This is a genomic window from Pseudomonas congelans, from assembly GCF_900103225.1.
Lineage (GTDB): Bacteria > Pseudomonadota > Gammaproteobacteria > Pseudomonadales > Pseudomonadaceae > Aquipseudomonas > Aquipseudomonas congelans.
Genome location: NZ_FNJH01000002.1, coordinates 55734 through 74042, shown reverse-complemented (window position 1 = coordinate 74042; position 18309 = coordinate 55734). Strand labels below are relative to the sequence as shown.

Below are 18309 nucleotides of genomic sequence, written 5' to 3'. Positions count from 1 at the left end.
CCTTTGGATACCTGAACTTATCGGCGTTTTCTGCCTCTCATGCCGGTAGCCATTGATCGCGGCGGCCTGATAAGCTCGCGGCTTTACTCGTTTGCCCTTTTGGCGCATGAACAAGGAATTAGCATGAAACAGCATCGGTTGGCAGCGGCGATTGCCCTGGTCGGTCTGGTACTCGCAGGTTGTGACAAGCAAGCCAGCACCGTAGAGCTGAAAACCCCAGCACAAAAAGCGTCTTATGGCATCGGTCTGAACATGGGCAAAAGCCTGGCTCAGGAAGGTATGGATGATCTGGATTCCAAGGCTGTGGCCCTGGGTATCGAAGACGCTGTCGGCAAGAAAGATCAGAAACTCAAGGACGAAGAGCTGGTTGAAGCCTTCTCCGCGCTGCAAAAGCGTTCCGAAGAGCGTCTGGCCAAGATGAGCGAAGAAGCTTCTGCCGCTGGCAAGAAATTCCTCGAAGAGAACGGTAAAAAGGACGGCGTGGTCACCACCGCTTCCGGCCTGCAGTATCAGATCATCAAGAAAGCCGATGGCGCTCAGCCCAAGCCTACCGATGTTGTGACTGTTCACTACGAAGGCAAGCTGATCGACGGCAAGGTCTTCGACAGTTCCGTTGAGCGCGGCAGCCCGATCGACCTGCCTGTTGGCGGTGTGATTCCGGGTTGGGTCGAAGGTCTGCAACTGATGCACGTCGGCGAGAAGATCAAACTCTTCATCCCGAGTGATCTGGCTTACGGCGCACAGAGCCCGAGCCCGGCGATCCCGGCCAACTCGGTACTGGTGTTCGATCTCGAACTGCTGGGTATCAAAGACCCTGCAGCGGCACCGACGCCTGGTGCTGATGCCGACGAAGAAGAGGCAGCCCCTGCCGCTTCGGCTCCGGCCAAGAAGTAACGCACCACCTGGCTACAGAAAACGCCCTGTCTCGACAGGGCGTTTTTGTGTCCGGCTTATTTCCCGAACGCTTGGCCATTCGGGCAGTCCCACTATCATGGATGCATGCAAAAGCATTGTCCGACAGTCCGGCAAGATCCAGGCATTCGTTTCATAGAAGGTGTCGGGTTCACACGTTTGTAGTTTTTTTGTGAGTAAAAAACGCCCGATTTGACTACGGCCCCCCGAAAATGGGGTGTTGAGGCTGGAAAAAAGCCGCTGTTCACAAGGTTATCCACAATTATTGTGGATAACCCTGTGGCACTGTCCAGGCAGGTTCAGCGGATCTGCTTTTATCGAACAACGATTTGCTGAACGGGAGTGGGTATGAAAGCACCGTGGAATTTTATCCGTTATCTGCCAGGAGCCCGGCGTCTGCTGGCCGCTGGACGATTGCCAGGACTGTTGTTTGCTGTTGCGCGCAAGGGCAACAGTGAAGGCAGTCGTCTGGGCAAGCTCAAGGACGATCTGCGTTTGCTGCAGGCCTTGTGCCTGGCTTACTGGCGTGGCGAATACCGCAGCATAAGCCCCAAAGCGATCCTGTCCATTGTCGCCGGTCTGATGTACTTCCTCAGCCCGCTGGATGCGATCCCTGACTGGATACCCGGCCTCGGCATGCTCGATGACATTGCCGTGCTGGCATGGGTTACCAAGCACCTGAGCAATGAGCTGGACGCCTTTCGTGCATGGCGCGCGCAGCAATCGCCCGAGAAACTCATTGTGGTCGAGCAACTGCCAAAGACTCAGGCATTGCTGGAGCAAGAGCGGGGCAAGGTGTAAGTCTCACGCAATGAACACAAGCCCTGGCGTTACGCTGTTAAGATGCCTGCCTATGGATCAGGCCTGATCAGTATGCGGTCGTGTAGTACAAGGTGATTCTATGGATCTTCAAGTGATATCCCGTGACGGTGAGCCGGAATACGCCGTGCTGCCCTGGGCGCAGTATCAAGCGCTGCTCAAGGCCGCCGGACTGGCCGACAAGCCATCCAGCGAGCCGGCTGCATCGACTTCCGGTACCACCGCCAGTGAGCTTCCCGGGTTCGATGAATTGCGTGCGCTGCGCGAGGCCAAGGGCCTTGAAGCGGCGAGCCTGGCGCGTACCGTCGGGATCAGCCCGTCCTATCTGGAATTGATCGAAAACGGTACTCGTCAGCCGGACGGCGCAATCAAACGTAGCCTGGCGTGGGAGCTTGGGGTACCGGGCTGGCGAGGTGAGTCGTGAGCGTGCGCATCAGTCGTCAGCATTGGGACGGGTTGCTCAATGAACTCGATCTGGCCCGGCGCCAACGGCATCTGCTGACCTATCGCGCTCTTGTGGAGCGCCTGCAATTGCCCAGCCCGGCCATGCAGACCCTCACCGCGGCCCTGGAGCACCTGGCCGCCATGGATGCCCGCGCCGAACAGCCCTTGCGCAGTTCGCTGGTCATCAGCCAGGGCGCAAGCCGCCTGCCGCGGCCTGGGTTTTTCGAGTGCGCCGAGCGCCTGGGCCGTTTCTCCGGGCCTTCGGACGGTGTCGCTGCAGCCTCCTGGCACGCCTCGGAGGTGGTTCGGGTCTTTGAATACAGTTATCCGGAAGTTGAAGCGCAGTAAGGGTATGACACCGGCCCTTACGCCTGCATCAACAAATCCAGTCGCGTCGAATCGATGACGTGAATGCTTGCGCCGGCGATATCCTTGGCGAAGTGCTTGGCCTGTGAGGCGAGGTCGGCCAACTGGCTGGCATCGACCAGCGTGCAGCTTTCTTCATGCAGGTGGACCACGCCAATCGACAGTGACAGCAGGGGGAATTCCTGGCGTTGCCCCTGACGGTTGAGGGCGATGAAGCAACCGGCTTCCAGGTGTTCTGCGCGGTAGAAACGTCGACATTGATTCTGAAAATCATCCAGCAGGGTTTTCAGGCGCCGTTCCCAGTCATCAAAGCCCAGCACCATCAGAAAATCATCCCCGCCGATGTGCCCGACAAAGTCCCTGGCCGGATCGACGCGGTCGCTCAGGCATTGCGCCAGACACAACAATACCTCGTCGCCACGGGCGTAACCGTAGATGTCATTGAAGGGCTTGAAGCTGTCGATGTCCACGTAGCAGATCATCGACGCACGGCCCTGCTGCAGCAGCCGAGTCAGGCACTGCTGAATCGGAACGTTGCCGGGCAGCAGGGTCAGCGGGTTGGCGTAACGTGCCTGCTGGATCTTCATCTCGGTAATCAGCTTGAGTACGTCGATCACCCGGCCCAGTCCCAGATAGGCACCGTTCGAGGTGATGATGAAATCCTCCTCGATGCGCTGCCGGGCACGGCTGGTCAACAGCCGGCTGACCTGTTGCAGCGACTGGCTGACTTCAACGGCCAGAAAGTCACTGCTCATCAGGCGGCTGATCGGTTTGCGGGCAAACAGCTCGGTACCGAAGGGCTTGAGCAGTGCTTCTGACAGCGAGTGCCGGTGGACGATGCCACACGGTCGGGCTTCGTCATCCAGCACCGCCAGAGAGTTTAGGTTGGCCTGCCTGCGAAACGCTTCCAGGACTTCAGCTGTGGGAGTGGACTGGCTGACCGATGGCTGTGGGTTGAGCAGGGCAGACAGATCGGCGGCTTCTTCGTTGAGCGGCGCCACTGCGATCTCTGTTCTGGGCAGCATGGCGCGGGTATCGCGCGGCGGGCGCTCCTGAGGGCGAGCCAGCAGATAGCCTTGAACCAGGTTCACGCCCATCTCTTTAAGCGTCGCCAGCTCTTCTGGCAATTCGATGCCTTCGGCAATCACCGTCGCTCTGGAGGCCTTGGCCATCTGCAGCATGGAGCCGACGAACTCGCGCTTTACCGCATCCTGGTGAATGCCGTCGATGAAGTGCCGATCGATTTTCACGTAGTCCGGGCGCAGCTCCGACCAGAGTCGCAAACTCGAATAACCGGCACCGAGATCGTCCAGCGCGATGGAAAAACCCATGTCGCGATAGTGGTGCAAGGCGTTGTACAGCAGATCGAAATCATCGGTCGGCATCTGCTCGGTCAATTCAATGACCACGTCCTTGGGCGCTATGTGGTACCGACGCAGCATTTCCAGAGTCCGACCTGGAGGATGAGAGGTTTCGAGCAGCGATTCGGGGGAGACGTTGAGAAACAGCTTGCCCGGCAACTTCTGCTGACTGAAACGCCGGCAGGCGCTGTCCCGGCAGCTCAACTCCAACTCGCTCAGGCGACCGGCCTGGCGGGCGATGGCGAACAGGTTCAAGGGCGAGTGCAGGGCGCTGTTGGACGGGCCGCGAGTCAGGGCTTCATAGCCCAGAATACGGTGCTCCGACAGCGAGACGATGGGCTGGAACAAACTGTGCAAATCACCACGAGCCAGAATGGAACTCAGTGCGCTCAGCTGCTCTGTTATGGTCATGGTCGTCTCGAAGAGAATGAAAAAGGGCTGAGCGCTTTCGCGTTCAGCCCCGTATTTCACGACAGCTTCATGACTGTTTGATGACGTTGAGACTAAATAGCCATCAATGAGGCTGCGTTACTTTTTCGCGACAGCCGCACTCAGACCCAGGTAGTCGATAAGAATGCGCCCGGTCTCTGCCAGATAGGCATCGTCCTCGGGTTTGGTTTTCTCGTCTTCTACCGGCAGCGCGTCTTCGTCCTCTTTCTTCAGCTCTTTGAGCGGCTCTTCACCCTTGGCCTTGCGGCGGGTGTTTTCCAGCGCAAGCTGCTTGCTTTCGATAGAGGCATGCTCGGCACGACGGTCAGCTTCATTGAGACTGACGGTCTTTTCGTTCATCAGCTTCTTGGCCAGCGCCAGGCGATCCTCGATGAACACGAACTCGGCGTCTTTTGCCGAGCGTGCCTCATGACGCGCCTGCAATTGGGCCAGGAACGGCTTGAACGGATCGATCGCCGGCCTGATCGCCGGTTTGATGCTGTCCCACGGCATGGCCTCGGGCAGCGCGCTCTCGCCGATTTCCTTGGTGTCGATCAGCGACGGGTAAGTGATGTCCGGTACCACACCCTGATGCTGGGTACTCTGGCCGGAAACCCGGTAGAACTTGGCCAGCGTCAGTTTCAGTTCGCCGTGATTGAGCGGCTGAATGGTCTGCACGGTGCCTTTACCGAAGGTCTGACCTCCGATCACCAGCGCGCGGTGATAATCCTGCATCGCCCCGGCGAAAATCTCCGATGCCGAAGCAGACAGACGGTTGACCAGCAATGCCATCGGGCCTTTGTAGAACGCGCCCTTGGCTTCGTCTTCCAGAACGTCGACCTTGCCGTCGGCATTACGCACCAGTACGGTCGGGCCCTTGTCGATGAACAGGCTGGTCAGCTCGGTGGCTTCCTGCAACGAACCACCACCGTTGTTGCGCAGATCCAGAACCACACCGTCGACCTTCTCGGCCTGCAACTCGGTGAGCAGTTTCTTCACGTCACGGGTGGTGCTCTTGTATTCCGGATCGCCAGCACGGTAGGCCTTGAAGTCCAGATAAAAGGCCGGAATGTCGATGACGCCGAGCTTGTAGTCCTTGCCATCCTGCTTGATGTGCAGGATCGACTTCTTGGCCGCCTGTTCTTCAAGTTTCACCGCTTCACGGGTGATGGCAACGATCTTGCTGGTCTGGTCATTCGGCGCATTGCTGGCCGGGATGATCTCCAGGCGTACCACGGATCCTTTCGGACCGCGGATCAGCTTGACCACTTCATCCAGGCGCCAGCCGATCACGTCGACCATTTCCTTGTCGCCCTGGGCAACGGCCACGATCTTGTCGGCCGGCGCGACCTGCTTGGTCTTGGCCGCTGGACCTGCCGGGACCAGACGCACGATCTTCACGTTGTCGTTGTCGCTCTGCAACACGGCGCCGATGCCTTCCAGCGACAGGCTCATGTTGATGTCGAAGTTCTCCGCGCTGTCAGGTGACAGGTAGTTGGTGTGCGGGTCGTAGGACATGGCGAACGTGTTGATGTAGGCCTGGAAGATATCTTCGGCACGGGTCTGGTTCAGACGCGCCTGCTGATTCTTGTAGCGTTTGGTCAGGGTTTCCTGAATCTTCGCCGGGTCCTTGCCTGCAATCTTCAACCGCAGGACTTCATCCTTGATGCGCTTGCGCCACAGTTCGTCGAGCTCGGCTGTATCCTTGGGCCATGCGGCGTCCTTGCGGTCGACCAGCAGGGTTTCCTTGGTATTGAAGTCGAGCTTGTCGACGCCCTTGCCCAACTCGCCCAGCGCAAAGTTCAGACGCGCGTTGACGCGGTCCAGATAGCGCTTGTAGATGATGAAGCCGGCGTTCAGGTCGCCACTTTTCAGGAAATCGTCGAACTGGAATTGCCATTTGTCGAAATCGGCAATGTCGCTGGCCATGAAATAGCTGCGCGAGGGGTCCAGTTGCTTGATGTAGCTCTGGTAAATAATCGCTGAGCGCTTGTCGTCCAGGGGCGGCTTGCTGTAGTGATGTCGTTTGAGCAGCTCAACCACGTTGAGGCTGGCAATCACTTCGTCGCGGTCCGGCTGAAGGTTATCCCAGCTGTTGGCGGCAAAGGTACTGGCTGACATCGGCAAAACGCTAAGGCCGACAAACAGTGCGAGGGCAGTGCTGGGGAATAATTGCTTCATGCTGATTCGACGCGAGGACAATTGATAACGCATATTAGGCCGTCTTTGAGGTCGCCGGTTCCTTTGGACCCGGCCGCATAATGCAAAAGCCCGGGCAAAACAGCCACGGGCTCAGTCTGGACTCACTATGGAGGCACCGTGAAGGCATTGCAAGGCGTTGAAGGACATGTGGAATGGGTCGAGGAGCCGAGTCCGGCCCTTGATGTGGGGCAGGTACGTATCAAAGTGGCAGCTGCAGGTTTGAATCGTGCCGATCTGCTGCAGCGCGAAGGCAAGTATCCGCCGCCGCCCGGCGTCACTCAGACACTGGGTCTGGAGTGCTCGGGCGTGATCGCCGAAGTCGGCCCGGGTACGTCCTGGGTGGTCGGAGACCGCGTCTGCGCGCTGTTGGCGGGCGGGGCGATGGCCGAAGAAGTGGTGGTCGACGGGCGACACGTGCTGCCGGTACCGGAAGGGCTGTCGCTGCATGAGGCGGCGGCCATTCCCGAGGTCTATGCCACGGCGTGGCTGAACCTGTTCGAGCTCGCCGGGCTCAAGCCTGGCGAGAAGGTTTTATTGCACGCTGGTGCAAGTGGGGTTGGTTCAGCCGGGATTCAGCTTTGCAAGGCGTTTGGCAACCCGGTCTGGGTCAGCGTCGGCTCGGCCGAACGGCTGGCCTATTGCGTCGAACTGGGTGCTCAGGGCGGCGTGGTACGCAGCGAAAGTCTTGAGGGCCTGAACGATTTTGCACCGTTCAACGTCATCCTCGACCCGGTGGGGGCGAGCTACGCCGAGCTCAACGTCAAACTGCTGGCCCTGGATGGTCGCTGGGTGCTGATCGGCATCATGAGCGGCCGCGAGGCGCAGGTGGATCTGGCTCACGTGCTGGGCAAGCGTATCCAGTTGATGGGATCGACCCTGCGCAGCCGAGACGATACATTCAAGGCCGATCTGCTCAGCGATCTGGGCCAGCACGTCTGGCCGCTGTTCACTGAAGGTCGCCTCAAGCCGCAACTGGCGAAATCCTTTGCGGTCAAGGATGCCGAAGCGGCGTTCGAAGAGCTGGCGACCAACACGGTGTCCGGCAAGATCGTGCTGGTGATCGACGAAAGTCTGGTCTGACCCGGCGGTGCCTCTGGACTCAGCTCCAGTCGTGCACCGGCCAGCCTGCTTTCTGCGCGTGTTCCAGTAACACGGCATCGGGGTTGACCACGTTAGGGTGGTCAACCTTGAGCAGCAGCGGCAGGTCATTGCGCGAATCCGAATAGAAACTCGCACCCTCGAGATTTTCCCCCTCGGCATCCAGCCACTCCATCAGGCGCGTGATCTTGCCTTCCCGATAGGTCAGCACGCCGACGGTGGCACCGCTGTAGACGCCATGCTGCACCTCCAGCTCGATACCCAGCACTTCGTCGATCCCGAGGCGTTCGGCAATCGGCTTGACCAGGTGCACGCCCGACGCCGAGATCACCAGAATGCGGTCACCCTTGGCGCGGTGCTTTGCAATGCAGGTGCAGGCGTCACTGTAGATGATCGGTTCGATGACGTCCTCTACCCAAGGGCCGACCAGATGATCGATTTCTTCAGGTGTACGGCCAGCCATGGGTTCCAGGCTGAAGGCCATGTAGTCTTCCATCGCGAGCTCGCCCGCGCTGTAGGCAGCCATCAGTTCGTCGTTGCGTTGCATGAACGACGTCGAATCAACCCAGCCCAGGCGACCCATCTGCTCGCTCCAGAGCGTGGCGCAGTCACCACCGATCAGGGTCTCGTCCAGGTCGAAAATTGCCAGGGGCATGTGCGTTTCTCCTAAAGTCTGTTGAATCAGTTGTCAGCTTCACGCTTGGCGTCTTGATCGGCAAGCGTGTGGCGTTATTCGTGCAGAACAAATTCAGTTCACGGCGCGTTCAGTTCAAGGCGCAAAGTGCCGACGGTTCGATGTTCAGTGTTACACGCCTTCCGTCCGGGTGCAGGTCGTCGGCGCTGCGGTTCAGCACGTCGACCACCAGTTCCACGCCACGGGCCTGCACCCGGTAGCGGATGACGTTGCCAAGCAGACTGTGACTGCGTACTTCGCCTTCCAGTTCGCCTGTCAGGCTCAATTGGATCGATTCAGGGCGGATCGCGACACGGCTGTTGATCGGGCGCTGCATCAGGCGAGTGGCGTCGTCGGCTTCCAGCAGGTTGTAGTTGCCGATGAAGCCTGCGGCGAAGACGTCCACAGGCGCGGTATAGAGGGTTTCGGCGTCGCCGCTCTGCACAATCCGGCCCTGGTTCATCAGGAAAATACGGTCTGACATGGTCAGCGCTTCTTCCTGGTCGTGGGTCACGAAAATAGTGGTCAGGCTCAGCTCGCGCTGAATGGCGCGGATCTGTTCGCGCAGGTTCTTGCGAATCCGCGCATCCAGCGCTGACAGCGGCTCATCGAGCAACAGCAGACGCGGGCGAGTGACCAGCGAGCGTGCCAGCGCGACGCGCTGGCATTGCCCGCCTGACAACTGATGCGGGTAGCGCGTGGCAAAATCGTGCAACTCGACCATGCGCAGAATCTCGGCAACGCGCCTTGCGCTCTCGTCGGCACTGACTTTCTGAATCCGCAGGCCGAAGGCTACGTTTTGCTCGACGGTCATGTTGGGAAACAGCGCATAGCTCTGGAACACCATGCCGATGTTGCGCTTTTGCGGTGTGAGCGGCACCAGGTCGCTGCCATCGAGCAGAATGCGCCCGCTGTTGACCGGGGTCAGCCCGGCGATACAACGCAATAAGGTGGATTTGCCGCAGCCCGACGGGCCCAGCAAGGTAACGAATTCGCCCTTCGCGATGCTGCAGTTGATGTCGCTGAACACTGACGTGCTGGCGTAGCTTTTCTGCAGGTTTTCAATGCTGACAAAACTCATCTCAGTCTTTGTCCTTGTTCAGTCGATTGGCGGCCCAGGTCAGCACCAGCACGAAGAGGAAATAGGAAATCACCAGCGCACTGTTGAAGTGACCGCTGCTGTTGCGCATGTTGTTGAGGTAGACCTGCAGGGTTTCATAGCGCGTGCCGACCAGCAGGTTGGCGAACACGAATTCGCCGAACAGAAACGAGAACGACAGCAGCAGGGCAATCATCAGGCCCTTGCGCAGGTTGGGCAGCACGACCATGAACGCCGCCTGCCAGGTGCTGGCGCCGAGCAATTGGGCTGCATCCATCAGGTCCGTCAGGTTGATGGCCTGCAGGTTGTTGGTGATGGCGCGGTACATGAAGGGTAGGGCGACCGTGAAGTAACAGCCGATCAGAATCCACGGTGTGCCGACCATGGCCATGGGCCCTGAGCCATACAGCTGCAGCAGGCCGACCGAGGAGACCACCGGCGGTACGGCGAACGGCAGCAGGATGAGGATGTTCATCAGCCCGTCGAGGCGCGGAAAGTAGTAATGCACGACGAACAGCAGGGGCAGAATCAGCACCACCGAAAGGACCAGTGCGCCAACGCAGACCAGCAATGACTGGCCGAACGCCGTCAGAAAGCGCGGGTCGCTCCACAGCGCCACGTACCATTTGAAGGTCAGGCCGCTGGGCAGAATGGTCGCCGACCAACTGGTCGCGATCGAGTACAGAAAGGTGCCGGCCAGCGGCAGCAAGAGGATCAGGAACAGCAGGTAGACCACTGTCTTGTGATAAATGCTCGCAGGCCCTCGTTCAACGCGTGACATGGTAGCTCCTTCTCAACAGCCACTGATGGACCACGGTGACCAGGGTCATGAGCCCGACCAGAATCATCGCCAGCGCGCTGGCCATGTTCGGATCAAGCGTGATATCGCCCGCGACCATTGCCGCGATACGGATGGGCAGTACGTTGAAATTTCCGGTGGTCAGCGCGTAGACCGTGGCATAGGCGCCGAGCGCATTGGCCAGCAGAATGACGAAGGTGCCGAGCAGTGCCGGGGTCAGCACCGGCAGGCCGATGTAGCGCCAGAACTGATAGCTGCTGGCACCCAGCAACGCTGCCGACTCGTTCCAGTCTTCGCGCACGGCATCGAATGCCGGGTAGAGCAGCAGCACACCCAGGGGGATCTGGAAATAGGTATAGAGGATGATCAGCCCGGTCTTGGAATACAGGTTGAAGTCATCGATGATCCCGGTCTGCTTGAGGATCAGGGTCAGCGCGCCGTTGAACCCCAGCAGGATGATGAACGCGAACGCCAGTGGAACACCGGCAAAATTGCTGGTCATGTTGGCGAAGGAATTGACGAAATCGCGCAGCCGAGAATCCACCTTGCGCAGTGAATAGGCGCCCAGGACGGAAATGACGATGCCGAACAGGCTCGACCAGAAACTGATCTCCAGGCTGTACTGAATGGCCTGCCGATAGAACTTCGAGCTGAACGCCCGGGTGAAGTTTTCCCAGCCCCAGCCGGCATCGCTTTGCAGGCTGTGAATCGCGACCCACAACAGCGGTGCAATCTGAAACACGATGAAGAATACGGCGAAGGGCAGCAGGCACAGCAGGCCCAGCCACTTGCCTCGGGAAAAGGTCGTCAATTGAGGAGCTCCCGGCAGATCGGCTTGTCGTGGGGGATACCCAGCAGTTCGCAGACCGTGCCGCACAGGTCGGTCTGGCGCGGCGTTGCGTCAACATTCAGGCTGAAGGCATCACCGATGACGAACAGCGGCACTTCCCGCTCTTCCGGCAACAGCCCGTTGTGCGAGCGGTCATTGTTCATGCCGTGGTCGGCCGTCACCAGCACTTGATAACCCGCGTCCAGCCAGCGTTGCAGGTAGTCAGCCAGAATGATGTCGGCGCTGCGGGCGCTGTTGCGGTACTGCGCAGTATCGAGGCCGTGCTTGTGCCCGGCGTCGTCGATGTTCATGGGGTGAATCAGCAGAAAGTTCGGGGCGTGGCTTAGACGCAGACTTTCGGCGTCGGCGAACAGGTGCGAATCAGGGTAGTGATCGGCCCAGTAGAACAGGCCGTGCTGGATCGGCAGGTCCGCTGCCTCGGTGTGGCGATCGCGTGCCGGGTCGAAAGGCGCACGGTTGTACAGCTCGCTGACCCAGTGATAGGCCGCCGCTGCCGTACTCAGCCCGGCGTCGCGAGCATAGTGAAAGATGCTGCGCTGATTCGACAGGCGCGAGACGTTGTTGTGCACGATGCCGCTGTCAATGGGCGCGACACCGGTCAGTATGCATTCGTAAAGGGGACGGGAGAGGGCGGGCAGTTCGCATTCCATCTTGTAGAGCGCGGCCCGTCCTGCAGCGTGCCAGGCTTGAAGATGCCCCATCGCATGGCGTGCCACTTCGTAATTGAGGCCGTCTAGCACGATCAGGATGACGTTGTGTTTCATGGGCGACTCGCTTTGAAAGAACGGGCGAGACTGGCTCGCCCGGTGTACACGACTTCATCCCTGAGCCGCAGGAGAGAATCAGTTCATCTCGATGATGACCTGCTCGTTCCACATCTGCGGCAGCGCTTTGGAGGTTTTCTCCCATGCGTCTGCTTTCTCGATCGGTTTGACATTCTTGTACTGGTCTTGCGGCAGCAATTTGGCTTGAACATCTTCAGGCAGTTTGATGTGCTCTACGCGAATCGGGCGCGCATTGCCTTCTGCCAGCCTGATCTGACCCGCATCGCTAAAGGTGTATTCACGCGCCAGCTTGGCGGCGTTCGGGTGCTTGGCGTACTTGTTGATGATGGTGGTGTAGCCGGAAATCACCGAGCCATCCGACGGGATCAGCACTACGTAATCATCGGGCTTGGTCATCTTGGCTTTGTAGCTCAGGCCATTGAAGTCCCAGACCACACCGACTTCGATTTCGCCTTTCTCGATAGTCTGAATGGTCGGGTTGGCCAGTGACAGACGCTTCTGTTTGGCCAGATCGGTGAACAGTGCCAGGCCCGGTGCGATGTTGGTTTCGTCCCCTTTCATGGCGATGGCTGCTGCCAGTACACCGTTGGCAGCCTGAGCCGCAGTGCTCACGTCGCCGATGGAAACCTTGTATTTACCGGTTTTCAGGTCAGCCCAGCTTTTCGGGATTTCAGAGCCGTGCAGCAGATTTTTGTTGACGATGAAAGCGATGGTGCCGGTGTAGGCCAGCGCCCAGTGGCCGTCCTTGTCCTTGGCCCATTCCGGAATCTGCTCCCAGGTGGTCGGCTTGTAAGGCTGGGTGACGCCTTTTGCTGCGGCGATAGGGCCGAACGCTGCGCCGACGTCGCCAATGTCACCGCTGGCGTTATCTTTTTCCGCCTCGAACTTGGCGATCTCCTGGGCCGAGCTCATATCGGTGTCCATGTGCTTGAGGCCGTACTTGGCTTCCAGGTCTTTCCAGATGCCGCCCCAGTTTGCCCAGTCATTCGGCATGCCGAGGCTGTTGACCGCGCCTTCAGCCTTGGCCGCAGCCTCCAGCGTTTTAAGATCCGTGTCCGCAGCCATGACCAGCGAACTCATTGCCATGGCTGAACCGAGGAGTGATGCCAACAAAAGATGTTTCATTCGGAGCTCCTAGTGCACTTCTTGAGAGAAGCGTTCGTTGCGGATTGTTTGGTCTAGATCAGCAATACCTGAGCCAAGTTAGGCGTTTTGCATGACATTTTCGTGTCGCGTTGCGCAGACAAAGTCGTTTTTCACAGGCCCCGGCAGTGCCTGGCGCTAAGCGTAGACCATCGCAACGTGCGCGCTGAGCAAGGGTTCAAGGGCTGTTTTCGGCGCAGCTGGCATGGAACGTGATTTGTCCTGTAACAGGACAGTCATCTACCCGGCCTAGGCTCACGGCAACGGAGTGAACGGCGTTGGCCGCACTGATGTATGCCTCGTAACAGGGCTGGTCTAGTCCAGACGGATACCGGAATGCGCGAAGATGTACCACGGGCGGTAACAACGATTTGCCATGCGCTGCAGGAGCAGATCGAACACGGCTTGTTGCCGCATGGCAGCAAGTTGCCTGCAGAACGCAAGCTCAGTGAGGTATTCGCCACCACCCGCATCACCTTGCGTGAAGCGCTTTTGCAGCTCGAAGCGCAGGGGCTGATCTACCGGGAAGAGCGTCGTGGCTGGTTCATTTCCCCGCCGCGACTGGCCTATGACCTGATCAGGCGCAGCCATTTCCACGCTATGGTCTGTGCCCAGGGCAGGGTGCCGCATACCCTGCTTCTGTCGGCGCGCCTGCAACCTGCTTCAGCGCTGATCTGCGAAATGCTGGAACTGCCGGCGCTGTCGAGCGTGGTCCAGATCTGTCGCGCGCGGCGAATCGATCAGCGGCTGGTGCTTTACGTCGAGCACTACCTGAGGCCGGAATTGTTCCCCGGCATTCTAGAGCATGATCTCAACGAATCACTCACCGAGCTTTATGCTCGCAGTTATGACGTGCATTACGGGCAGGTGCGTTTCGACATGATGCCGACCGCGCTGCATGCCGACGCGGCTGCCGCACTGAAGGTTTCGCCTGGTAGCCCGGGCCTGCGCATTGCGCGTGTCAATTACGACCGTAAAGACCGGTTGATCGACTGCGATATCGAATACTGGCGTCATGATGCTATTCATGTGCGCGCAGAGGTGCATGGCGACTGAATGCCGGTGTGGCAAGCCCACTTCCCAAGCGCGGCCTGTACCACCGTTAGTTCGCTGTTTTCTATAAGTAAATACTCATTTATTTGATAAAAACTTGCGCAGTGCACAGCCTGTTTAATAGGTTTTGTGTAATGCCCGCGTTTGATTAACAAAAAAATTTAATGAGAATTATTCTATTGCTTCTGGCGTGGCGGGGTTAAATTAGTTGGTTTTTTCATGAGATTTTCCAGATTAATTATTCTAATTTTTAGCGGGCTATAAGAAAAATCTCAATATTAATTAATACTTCTTAATAGGGTGTGGTAAGTTTTTAGTGTGGGCGGGTGTGCGCTGCTTAGTTGATGTAATGTGCACCATCGTTCCACTTTAGGATTAAGGCTGACACGGCGGTTGTCCTGTAAAGCAATGCTTGATAAGTGCAGCTGCTTTTATTTAAAGGATCTATGAGGATGCTGTAATGAATATCGACAAGGCGTTGGTACTGCGTACCTGTGCAAATAACATGGCCGATCATTGCGGCCTTATATGGCCCGCCTCCGGCACGGTGGAATCCAAATACTGGCAGTCAACCAGGCGGCATGAGAATGGTCTGGTCGGTTTACTGTGGGGCGCTGGAACCAGCGCTTTTCTAAGCGTGCATGCCGATGCGCGATGGATTGTCTGTGAAGTCGCCGTTGCAGACATCATCGGTCTGGAAGAGCCGGGGATGGTCAAGTTTCCGCGGGCCGAGGTGGTTCATGTCGGCGACAGGATCAGCGCATCACACTTCATTTCGGCACGTCAGGCCGACCCTGCATCAACGCCAACGCCAACGCCAACGCCAATGGCCACGCCCACGCCTGCGGCAGCAAATATCGCGTTACCGGTGGTAGAACAGCCCAGTCATGAAGTGTTCGATGTGGCGTTGGTCAGCGCAGCTGCCCCCTCAGTAAACACCCTGCCGGTGACGACGCCGCAGAATTTGCAGACCGCTACTTACGGCAGCACGTTGAGTGGCGACAACAACAGCCGGCTCATTGCCGGTTATGGCAGTAACGAGACCGCTGGCAACCACAGTGATCTGATTGCCGGTTATGGAAGTACAGGCACCGCCGGCTCCGACAGCTCGCTGGTAGCAGGCTATGGAAGCACCCAGACCGCCGGTGGGGACAGCGCGCTGACGGCGGGTTACGGCAGCACCCAGACCGCCCGCGAAGGCAGCAACCTGACGGCCGGGTACGGCAGCACCGGCACGGCGGGCTCCGACAGCTCGCTGATCGCCGGTTACGGCAGTACTCAGACTTCCGGAGAAGACAGCTCGCTCACAGCGGGTTACGGCAGCACGCAAACGGCTCAGGAAGGCAGCAATCTCACCGCCGGGTACGGCAGCACCGGCACGGCAGGCTCGGATAGCTCGTTGATCGCCGGTTATGGCAGTACTCAGACTTCCGGAGAAGACAGCTCGCTCACAGCAGGCTACGGCAGCACGCAAACGGCTCAGGAAGGCAGCAATCTTACCGCAGGGTATGGCAGCACCGGCACGGCAGGCTCGGATAGCTCGTTGATCGCCGGTTATGGCAGTACACAAACCTCGGGCGGCGACAGTTCGCTGACAGCGGGCTACGGCAGTACGCAGACGGCCCAGGAAGGCAGCAACCTGACCTCCGGGTACGGCAGCACTGGTACAGCAGGTGCCGACAGCTCGTTGATCGCCGGTTATGGCAGCACACAGACTTCGGGGAGTGACAGCGCTCTGACCGCAGGCTACGGCAGCACGCAAACGGCTCAGGAAGGCAGCAATCTCACCGCTGGGTACGGCAGCACCGGCACGGCAGGTTCCGACAGCTCGCTGATCGCCGGTTATGGCAGCACGCAAACATCGGGCAGTGACAGCTCGCTTACGGCAGGTTACGGCAGTACGCAGACGGCCCAGGAAGGCAGCAATCTCACCGCTGGGTACGGCAGCACTGGCACAGCCGGTGTCGACAGCTCGTTGATCGCCGGCTATGGCAGCACGCAGACGTCTGGAAGTGACAGTGCGCTGACAGCGGGTTACGGCAGTACGCAGACGGCCCAGGAAGGCAGCAACCTGACCGCGGGTTATGGCAGCACTGGTACAGCAGGTGCCGACAGTTCGTTGATCGCCGGATATGGCAGCACGCAGACATCAGGCAGCGAAAGTTCGCTCACCGCAGGCTATGGCAGTACCCAGACTGCCCGTGAAGGCAGCACCCTGACGGCCGGGTATGGAAGTACGGGAACAGCTGGCGCTGACAGCTCGTTGATCGCCGGTTATGGCAGTACGCAAACCTCGGGCAGTGACAGCTCGCTCACGGCAGGTTATGGCAGTACCCAGACCGCACAGCAGGGCAGCGTACTTACATCAGGCTATGGCAGTACGCAAACGGCCGGGGCTGCCAGTAACCTCACCACCGGTTACGGAAGTACAGGCACCGCGGGTCATGAGAGCTTCATCATCGCGGGTTATGGGAGCACACAGACAGCCGGCCACAAAAGTATCCTGACCGCTGGTTATGGGAGTACTCAGACTGCCAGGGACGGTAGTGACCTGGTTGCGGGCTATGGCAGTACAGGAACCGCAGGCTCAGGCAGTTCGCTGATCGCAGGTTATGGCAGCACCCAGACCGCGAGTTACAAAAGCATGCTGACCGCCGGTTATGGCAGTACCCAGACCGCCAGAGAACACAGCGACCTGGTCGCAGGCTATGGCAGCACTTCGACGGCAGGGTCAAACAGTTCGCTGATCGCCGGCTACGGCAGCACGCAGACGGCGGGCTTCAAAAGCATAATGACCGCAGGTTATGGCAGTACACAGACGGCACAGGAGCGCAGCGACCTGGTCGCAGGCTACGGAAGCACGTCGACTGCGGGCTATTCCAGTTCCTTGATCGCCGGCTATGGCAGCACGCAGACGGCAGGCTACGGGAGCACGTTGACGACCGGTTATGGCAGTACGCAAACCGCTCAGGAAAACAGCTCGCTCACCACTGGCTACGGAAGTACGTCGACTGCGGGCTATTCCAGCTCGCTGATCGCGGGTTACGGCAGTACACAGACGGCAGGCTACGAGAGTACGTTGACCGCCGGTTACGGCAGTACGCAAACCGCGCAGGAGCGCAGTGACCTGGTGACAGGTTATGGAAGTACTTCTACTGCTGGCTACGCGAGTTCGTTGATTGCGGGTTATGGCAGTACGCAGACTGCGGGTTACGAGAGCACCTTGACCGCCGGTTACGGCAGCACGCAAACCGCACAGGAAAACAGCTCGCTCACCACCGGGTACGGAAGTACCTCCACTGCCGGCTTTGCCAGCTCGCTGATCGCCGGTTATGGCAGTACGCAGACAGCGGGCTATGAAAGCACTCTCACGGCTGGTTACGGCAGTACCCAGACCGCAGAGTACGGAAGCTCGCTCACTGCGGGCTACGGCAGCACTGCAACGGCCGGGCAAGACAGCTCATTGATCGCCGGTTATGGCAGCACCCTGACCAGCGGAATCAGGAGTTTTCTGACGGCAGGCTATGGCAGCACGCTGATCGCCGGACTTCGCAGCGTTTTGATCGCCGGGTATGGCAGTAGCCTTACATCGGGCATTCGCAGCACATTGACTGCGGGTTATGGCAGTAACCAGATTGCAAGTTACGGCAGCTCGTTGATTGCAGGCCATGAAAGCATTCAGGTCGCCGGCAATAAAAGCATGCTGATTGCCGGCAAGGGCAGCTCGCAGACAGCAGGTTTTCGCAGCACGCTGATTGCCGGTGCGGGCAGCGTACAGCTGGCGGGTGATCGCAGCAGGTTGATTGCCGGTGCAGACAGTAATCAGACCGCGGGTGACCGCAGCAAACTATTGGCCGGTAATAACAGTTATCTGACTGCCGGCGATAGAAGCAAACTGACCGGCGGGCATGACTGCACGCTGATGGCGGGAGACCAAAGCAGATTGACCGCAGGAAAGAACAGTATCTTGACGGCAGGCGCGCGTAGCAAACTTATTGGCAGTGAAGGCTCGACGCTCTCGGCTGGAGAAGACTCAACGCTTATTTTCAGGCTCTGGGACGGGAAAAGGTACAGGCAACTGGTTGCCAGAACGGGTGAGAACGGTGTTGAAGCCGACATACCGTATTACGTGAACGAAGATGACGATATTGTCGATAAACCCGACGAGGACGATGACTGGATAGAGGTCGAGTAGCCCGCGTATTCAAGTACGCCACGACTGAATCATCGACAGGGTGCGTCGATGGAATTCGGGACATGAAGTCCCTTTATAAAC

Annotated in this window: 15 protein-coding genes; 7 read left to right on the top strand and 8 right to left on the bottom strand. The window is 58.8% G+C overall.

The features are described 5' to 3' along the window. Window positions 1-123: 123 nt before the first annotated feature. From BLR20_RS07085 to BLR20_RS07070, 4 genes are all read left to right on the top strand, one after another. Window positions 124-894: a BamJ family beta-barrel-assembly machinery protein gene (locus BLR20_RS07085; RefSeq protein WP_003346532.1), complete on the top strand. Its 771-nt coding sequence runs from the start codon at window positions 124-126 to the stop codon at window positions 892-894. 366 nt (window positions 895-1260) lie between these two features. Further along, entirely contained in the window at window positions 1261-1713 is a 453-nt protein-coding gene (locus tag BLR20_RS07080; RefSeq protein ID WP_010439499.1) for a YkvA family protein, read from the top strand. Between the two features lie 100 nt (window positions 1714-1813). After that, window positions 1814-2155 carry a helix-turn-helix domain-containing protein gene (locus BLR20_RS07075; RefSeq protein ID WP_010439500.1) on the top strand — a complete coding sequence of 114 codons (342 nt, stop codon included), beginning with the start codon at window positions 1814-1816 and terminating at the stop codon, window positions 2153-2155. Next, window positions 2152-2523, top strand: coding sequence for a hypothetical protein (locus BLR20_RS07070; protein ID WP_003430937.1), 372 nt, complete (start codon window positions 2152-2154; stop codon window positions 2521-2523). Before BLR20_RS07075 ends, BLR20_RS07070 begins: the two co-directional genes overlap by 4 nt. Before the next feature lie 17 nt (window positions 2524-2540). Here BLR20_RS07070 and BLR20_RS07065 read toward each other — a convergent pair whose 3' ends face one another. After that, complete coding sequence (locus BLR20_RS07065) at window positions 2541-4313, bottom strand: bifunctional diguanylate cyclase/phosphodiesterase (RefSeq protein ID WP_025991158.1); 1773 nt, start codon at window positions 4311-4313, stop codon at window positions 2541-2543. A 117-nt stretch (window positions 4314-4430) separates the two neighbouring features. Then, window positions 4431-6512: a carboxy terminal-processing peptidase gene (locus BLR20_RS07060; protein ID WP_186005904.1), complete on the bottom strand. Its 2082-nt coding sequence runs from the start codon at window positions 6510-6512 to the stop codon at window positions 4431-4433. 138 nt (window positions 6513-6650) lie between these two features. Here BLR20_RS07060 and BLR20_RS07055 point away from each other — a divergent pair, with 138 nt between their 5' ends. After that, window positions 6651-7613 carry an NAD(P)H-quinone oxidoreductase gene (locus tag BLR20_RS07055; RefSeq protein WP_010439510.1) on the top strand — a complete coding sequence of 321 codons (963 nt, stop codon included), beginning with the start codon at window positions 6651-6653 and terminating at the stop codon, window positions 7611-7613. Window positions 7614-7632: 19 nt separating this feature from the next. Here the strand turns inward: BLR20_RS07055 and BLR20_RS07050 are convergent, their stop codons facing one another. From BLR20_RS07050 to BLR20_RS07025, 6 genes are all read right to left on the bottom strand, one after another. Further along, window positions 7633-8286, bottom strand: a complete 654-nt coding sequence (locus BLR20_RS07050; protein WP_032612104.1) for an HAD family hydrolase — start codon at window positions 8284-8286, stop codon at window positions 7633-7635. Between the two features lie 109 nt (window positions 8287-8395). Next, the gene (locus tag BLR20_RS07045) at window positions 8396-9385 is read right to left on the bottom strand and encodes an ABC transporter ATP-binding protein (RefSeq protein ID WP_010439513.1); all 990 of its coding nucleotides are present in this window, start codon (window positions 9383-9385) and stop codon (window positions 8396-8398) included. A 1-nt stretch (window position 9386) separates the two neighbouring features. Further along, the gene (locus tag BLR20_RS07040; RefSeq protein ID WP_003368352.1) at window positions 9387-10184 is read right to left on the bottom strand and encodes an ABC transporter permease; all 798 of its coding nucleotides are present in this window, start codon (window positions 10182-10184) and stop codon (window positions 9387-9389) included. Then, on the bottom strand, window positions 10171-11013 hold the full coding sequence (locus tag BLR20_RS07035) for an ABC transporter permease (RefSeq protein WP_054994557.1): 843 nt from the start codon (window positions 11011-11013) through the stop codon (window positions 10171-10173). Before BLR20_RS07035 ends, BLR20_RS07040 begins: the two co-directional genes overlap by 14 nt. Next, complete coding sequence (locus tag BLR20_RS07030; RefSeq protein WP_054994558.1) at window positions 11010-11816, bottom strand: alkaline phosphatase family protein; 807 nt, start codon at window positions 11814-11816, stop codon at window positions 11010-11012. Before BLR20_RS07030 ends, BLR20_RS07035 begins: the two co-directional genes overlap by 4 nt. 78 nt (window positions 11817-11894) lie before the next feature. Beyond that, on the bottom strand, window positions 11895-12962 hold the full coding sequence (locus BLR20_RS07025) for an ABC transporter substrate-binding protein (protein WP_010439519.1): 1068 nt from the start codon (window positions 12960-12962) through the stop codon (window positions 11895-11897). A 354-nt stretch (window positions 12963-13316) separates the two neighbouring features. Here BLR20_RS07025 and BLR20_RS07020 point away from each other — a divergent pair, with 354 nt between their 5' ends. Beyond that, window positions 13317-14036 carry a UTRA domain-containing protein gene (locus tag BLR20_RS07020; protein ID WP_032612107.1) on the top strand — a complete coding sequence of 240 codons (720 nt, stop codon included), beginning with the start codon at window positions 13317-13319 and terminating at the stop codon, window positions 14034-14036. A gap of 457 nt (window positions 14037-14493) precedes the next feature. Next, on the top strand, window positions 14494-18228 hold the full coding sequence (locus tag BLR20_RS07015) for a beta strand repeat-containing protein (protein WP_054994559.1): 3735 nt from the start codon (window positions 14494-14496) through the stop codon (window positions 18226-18228). Window positions 18229-18309: the final 81 nt, after the last annotated feature.

What these genes read in the sequence shown, in the direction of transcription:
- BLR20_RS07085 (WP_003346532.1), top strand. Translation starts at nt 124, where the DNA reads ATGAAACAGCATCGGTTGGCAGCGGCGATTGCCCTGGTCGGTCTGGTA.
- BLR20_RS07080 (WP_010439499.1), top strand. Translation starts at nt 1,261, where the DNA reads ATGAAAGCACCGTGGAATTTTATCCGTTATCTGCCAGGAGCCCGGCGT.
- BLR20_RS07075 (WP_010439500.1), top strand. Translation starts at nt 1,814, where the DNA reads ATGGATCTTCAAGTGATATCCCGTGACGGTGAGCCGGAATACGCCGTG.
- BLR20_RS07065 (WP_025991158.1), bottom strand. Translation starts at nt 4,313, where the DNA reads ATGACCATAACAGAGCAGCTGAGCGCACTGAGTTCCATTCTGGCTCGT.
- BLR20_RS07060 (WP_186005904.1), bottom strand. Translation starts at nt 6,512, where the DNA reads ATGAAGCAATTATTCCCCAGCACTGCCCTCGCACTGTTTGTCGGCCTT.
- BLR20_RS07050 (WP_032612104.1), bottom strand. Translation starts at nt 8,286, where the DNA reads ATGCCCCTGGCAATTTTCGACCTGGACGAGACCCTGATCGGTGGTGAC.
- BLR20_RS07045 (WP_010439513.1), bottom strand. Translation starts at nt 9,385, where the DNA reads ATGAGTTTTGTCAGCATTGAAAACCTGCAGAAAAGCTACGCCAGCACG.
- BLR20_RS07040 (WP_003368352.1), bottom strand. Translation starts at nt 10,184, where the DNA reads ATGTCACGCGTTGAACGAGGGCCTGCGAGCATTTATCACAAGACAGTG.
- BLR20_RS07030 (WP_054994558.1), bottom strand. Translation starts at nt 11,816, where the DNA reads ATGAAACACAACGTCATCCTGATCGTGCTAGACGGCCTCAATTACGAA.
- BLR20_RS07025 (WP_010439519.1), bottom strand. Translation starts at nt 12,962, where the DNA reads ATGAAACATCTTTTGTTGGCATCACTCCTCGGTTCAGCCATGGCAATG.
- BLR20_RS07020 (WP_032612107.1), top strand. Translation starts at nt 13,317, where the DNA reads ATGCGCGAAGATGTACCACGGGCGGTAACAACGATTTGCCATGCGCTG.
- BLR20_RS07015 (WP_054994559.1), top strand. Translation starts at nt 14,494, where the DNA reads ATGAATATCGACAAGGCGTTGGTACTGCGTACCTGTGCAAATAACATG.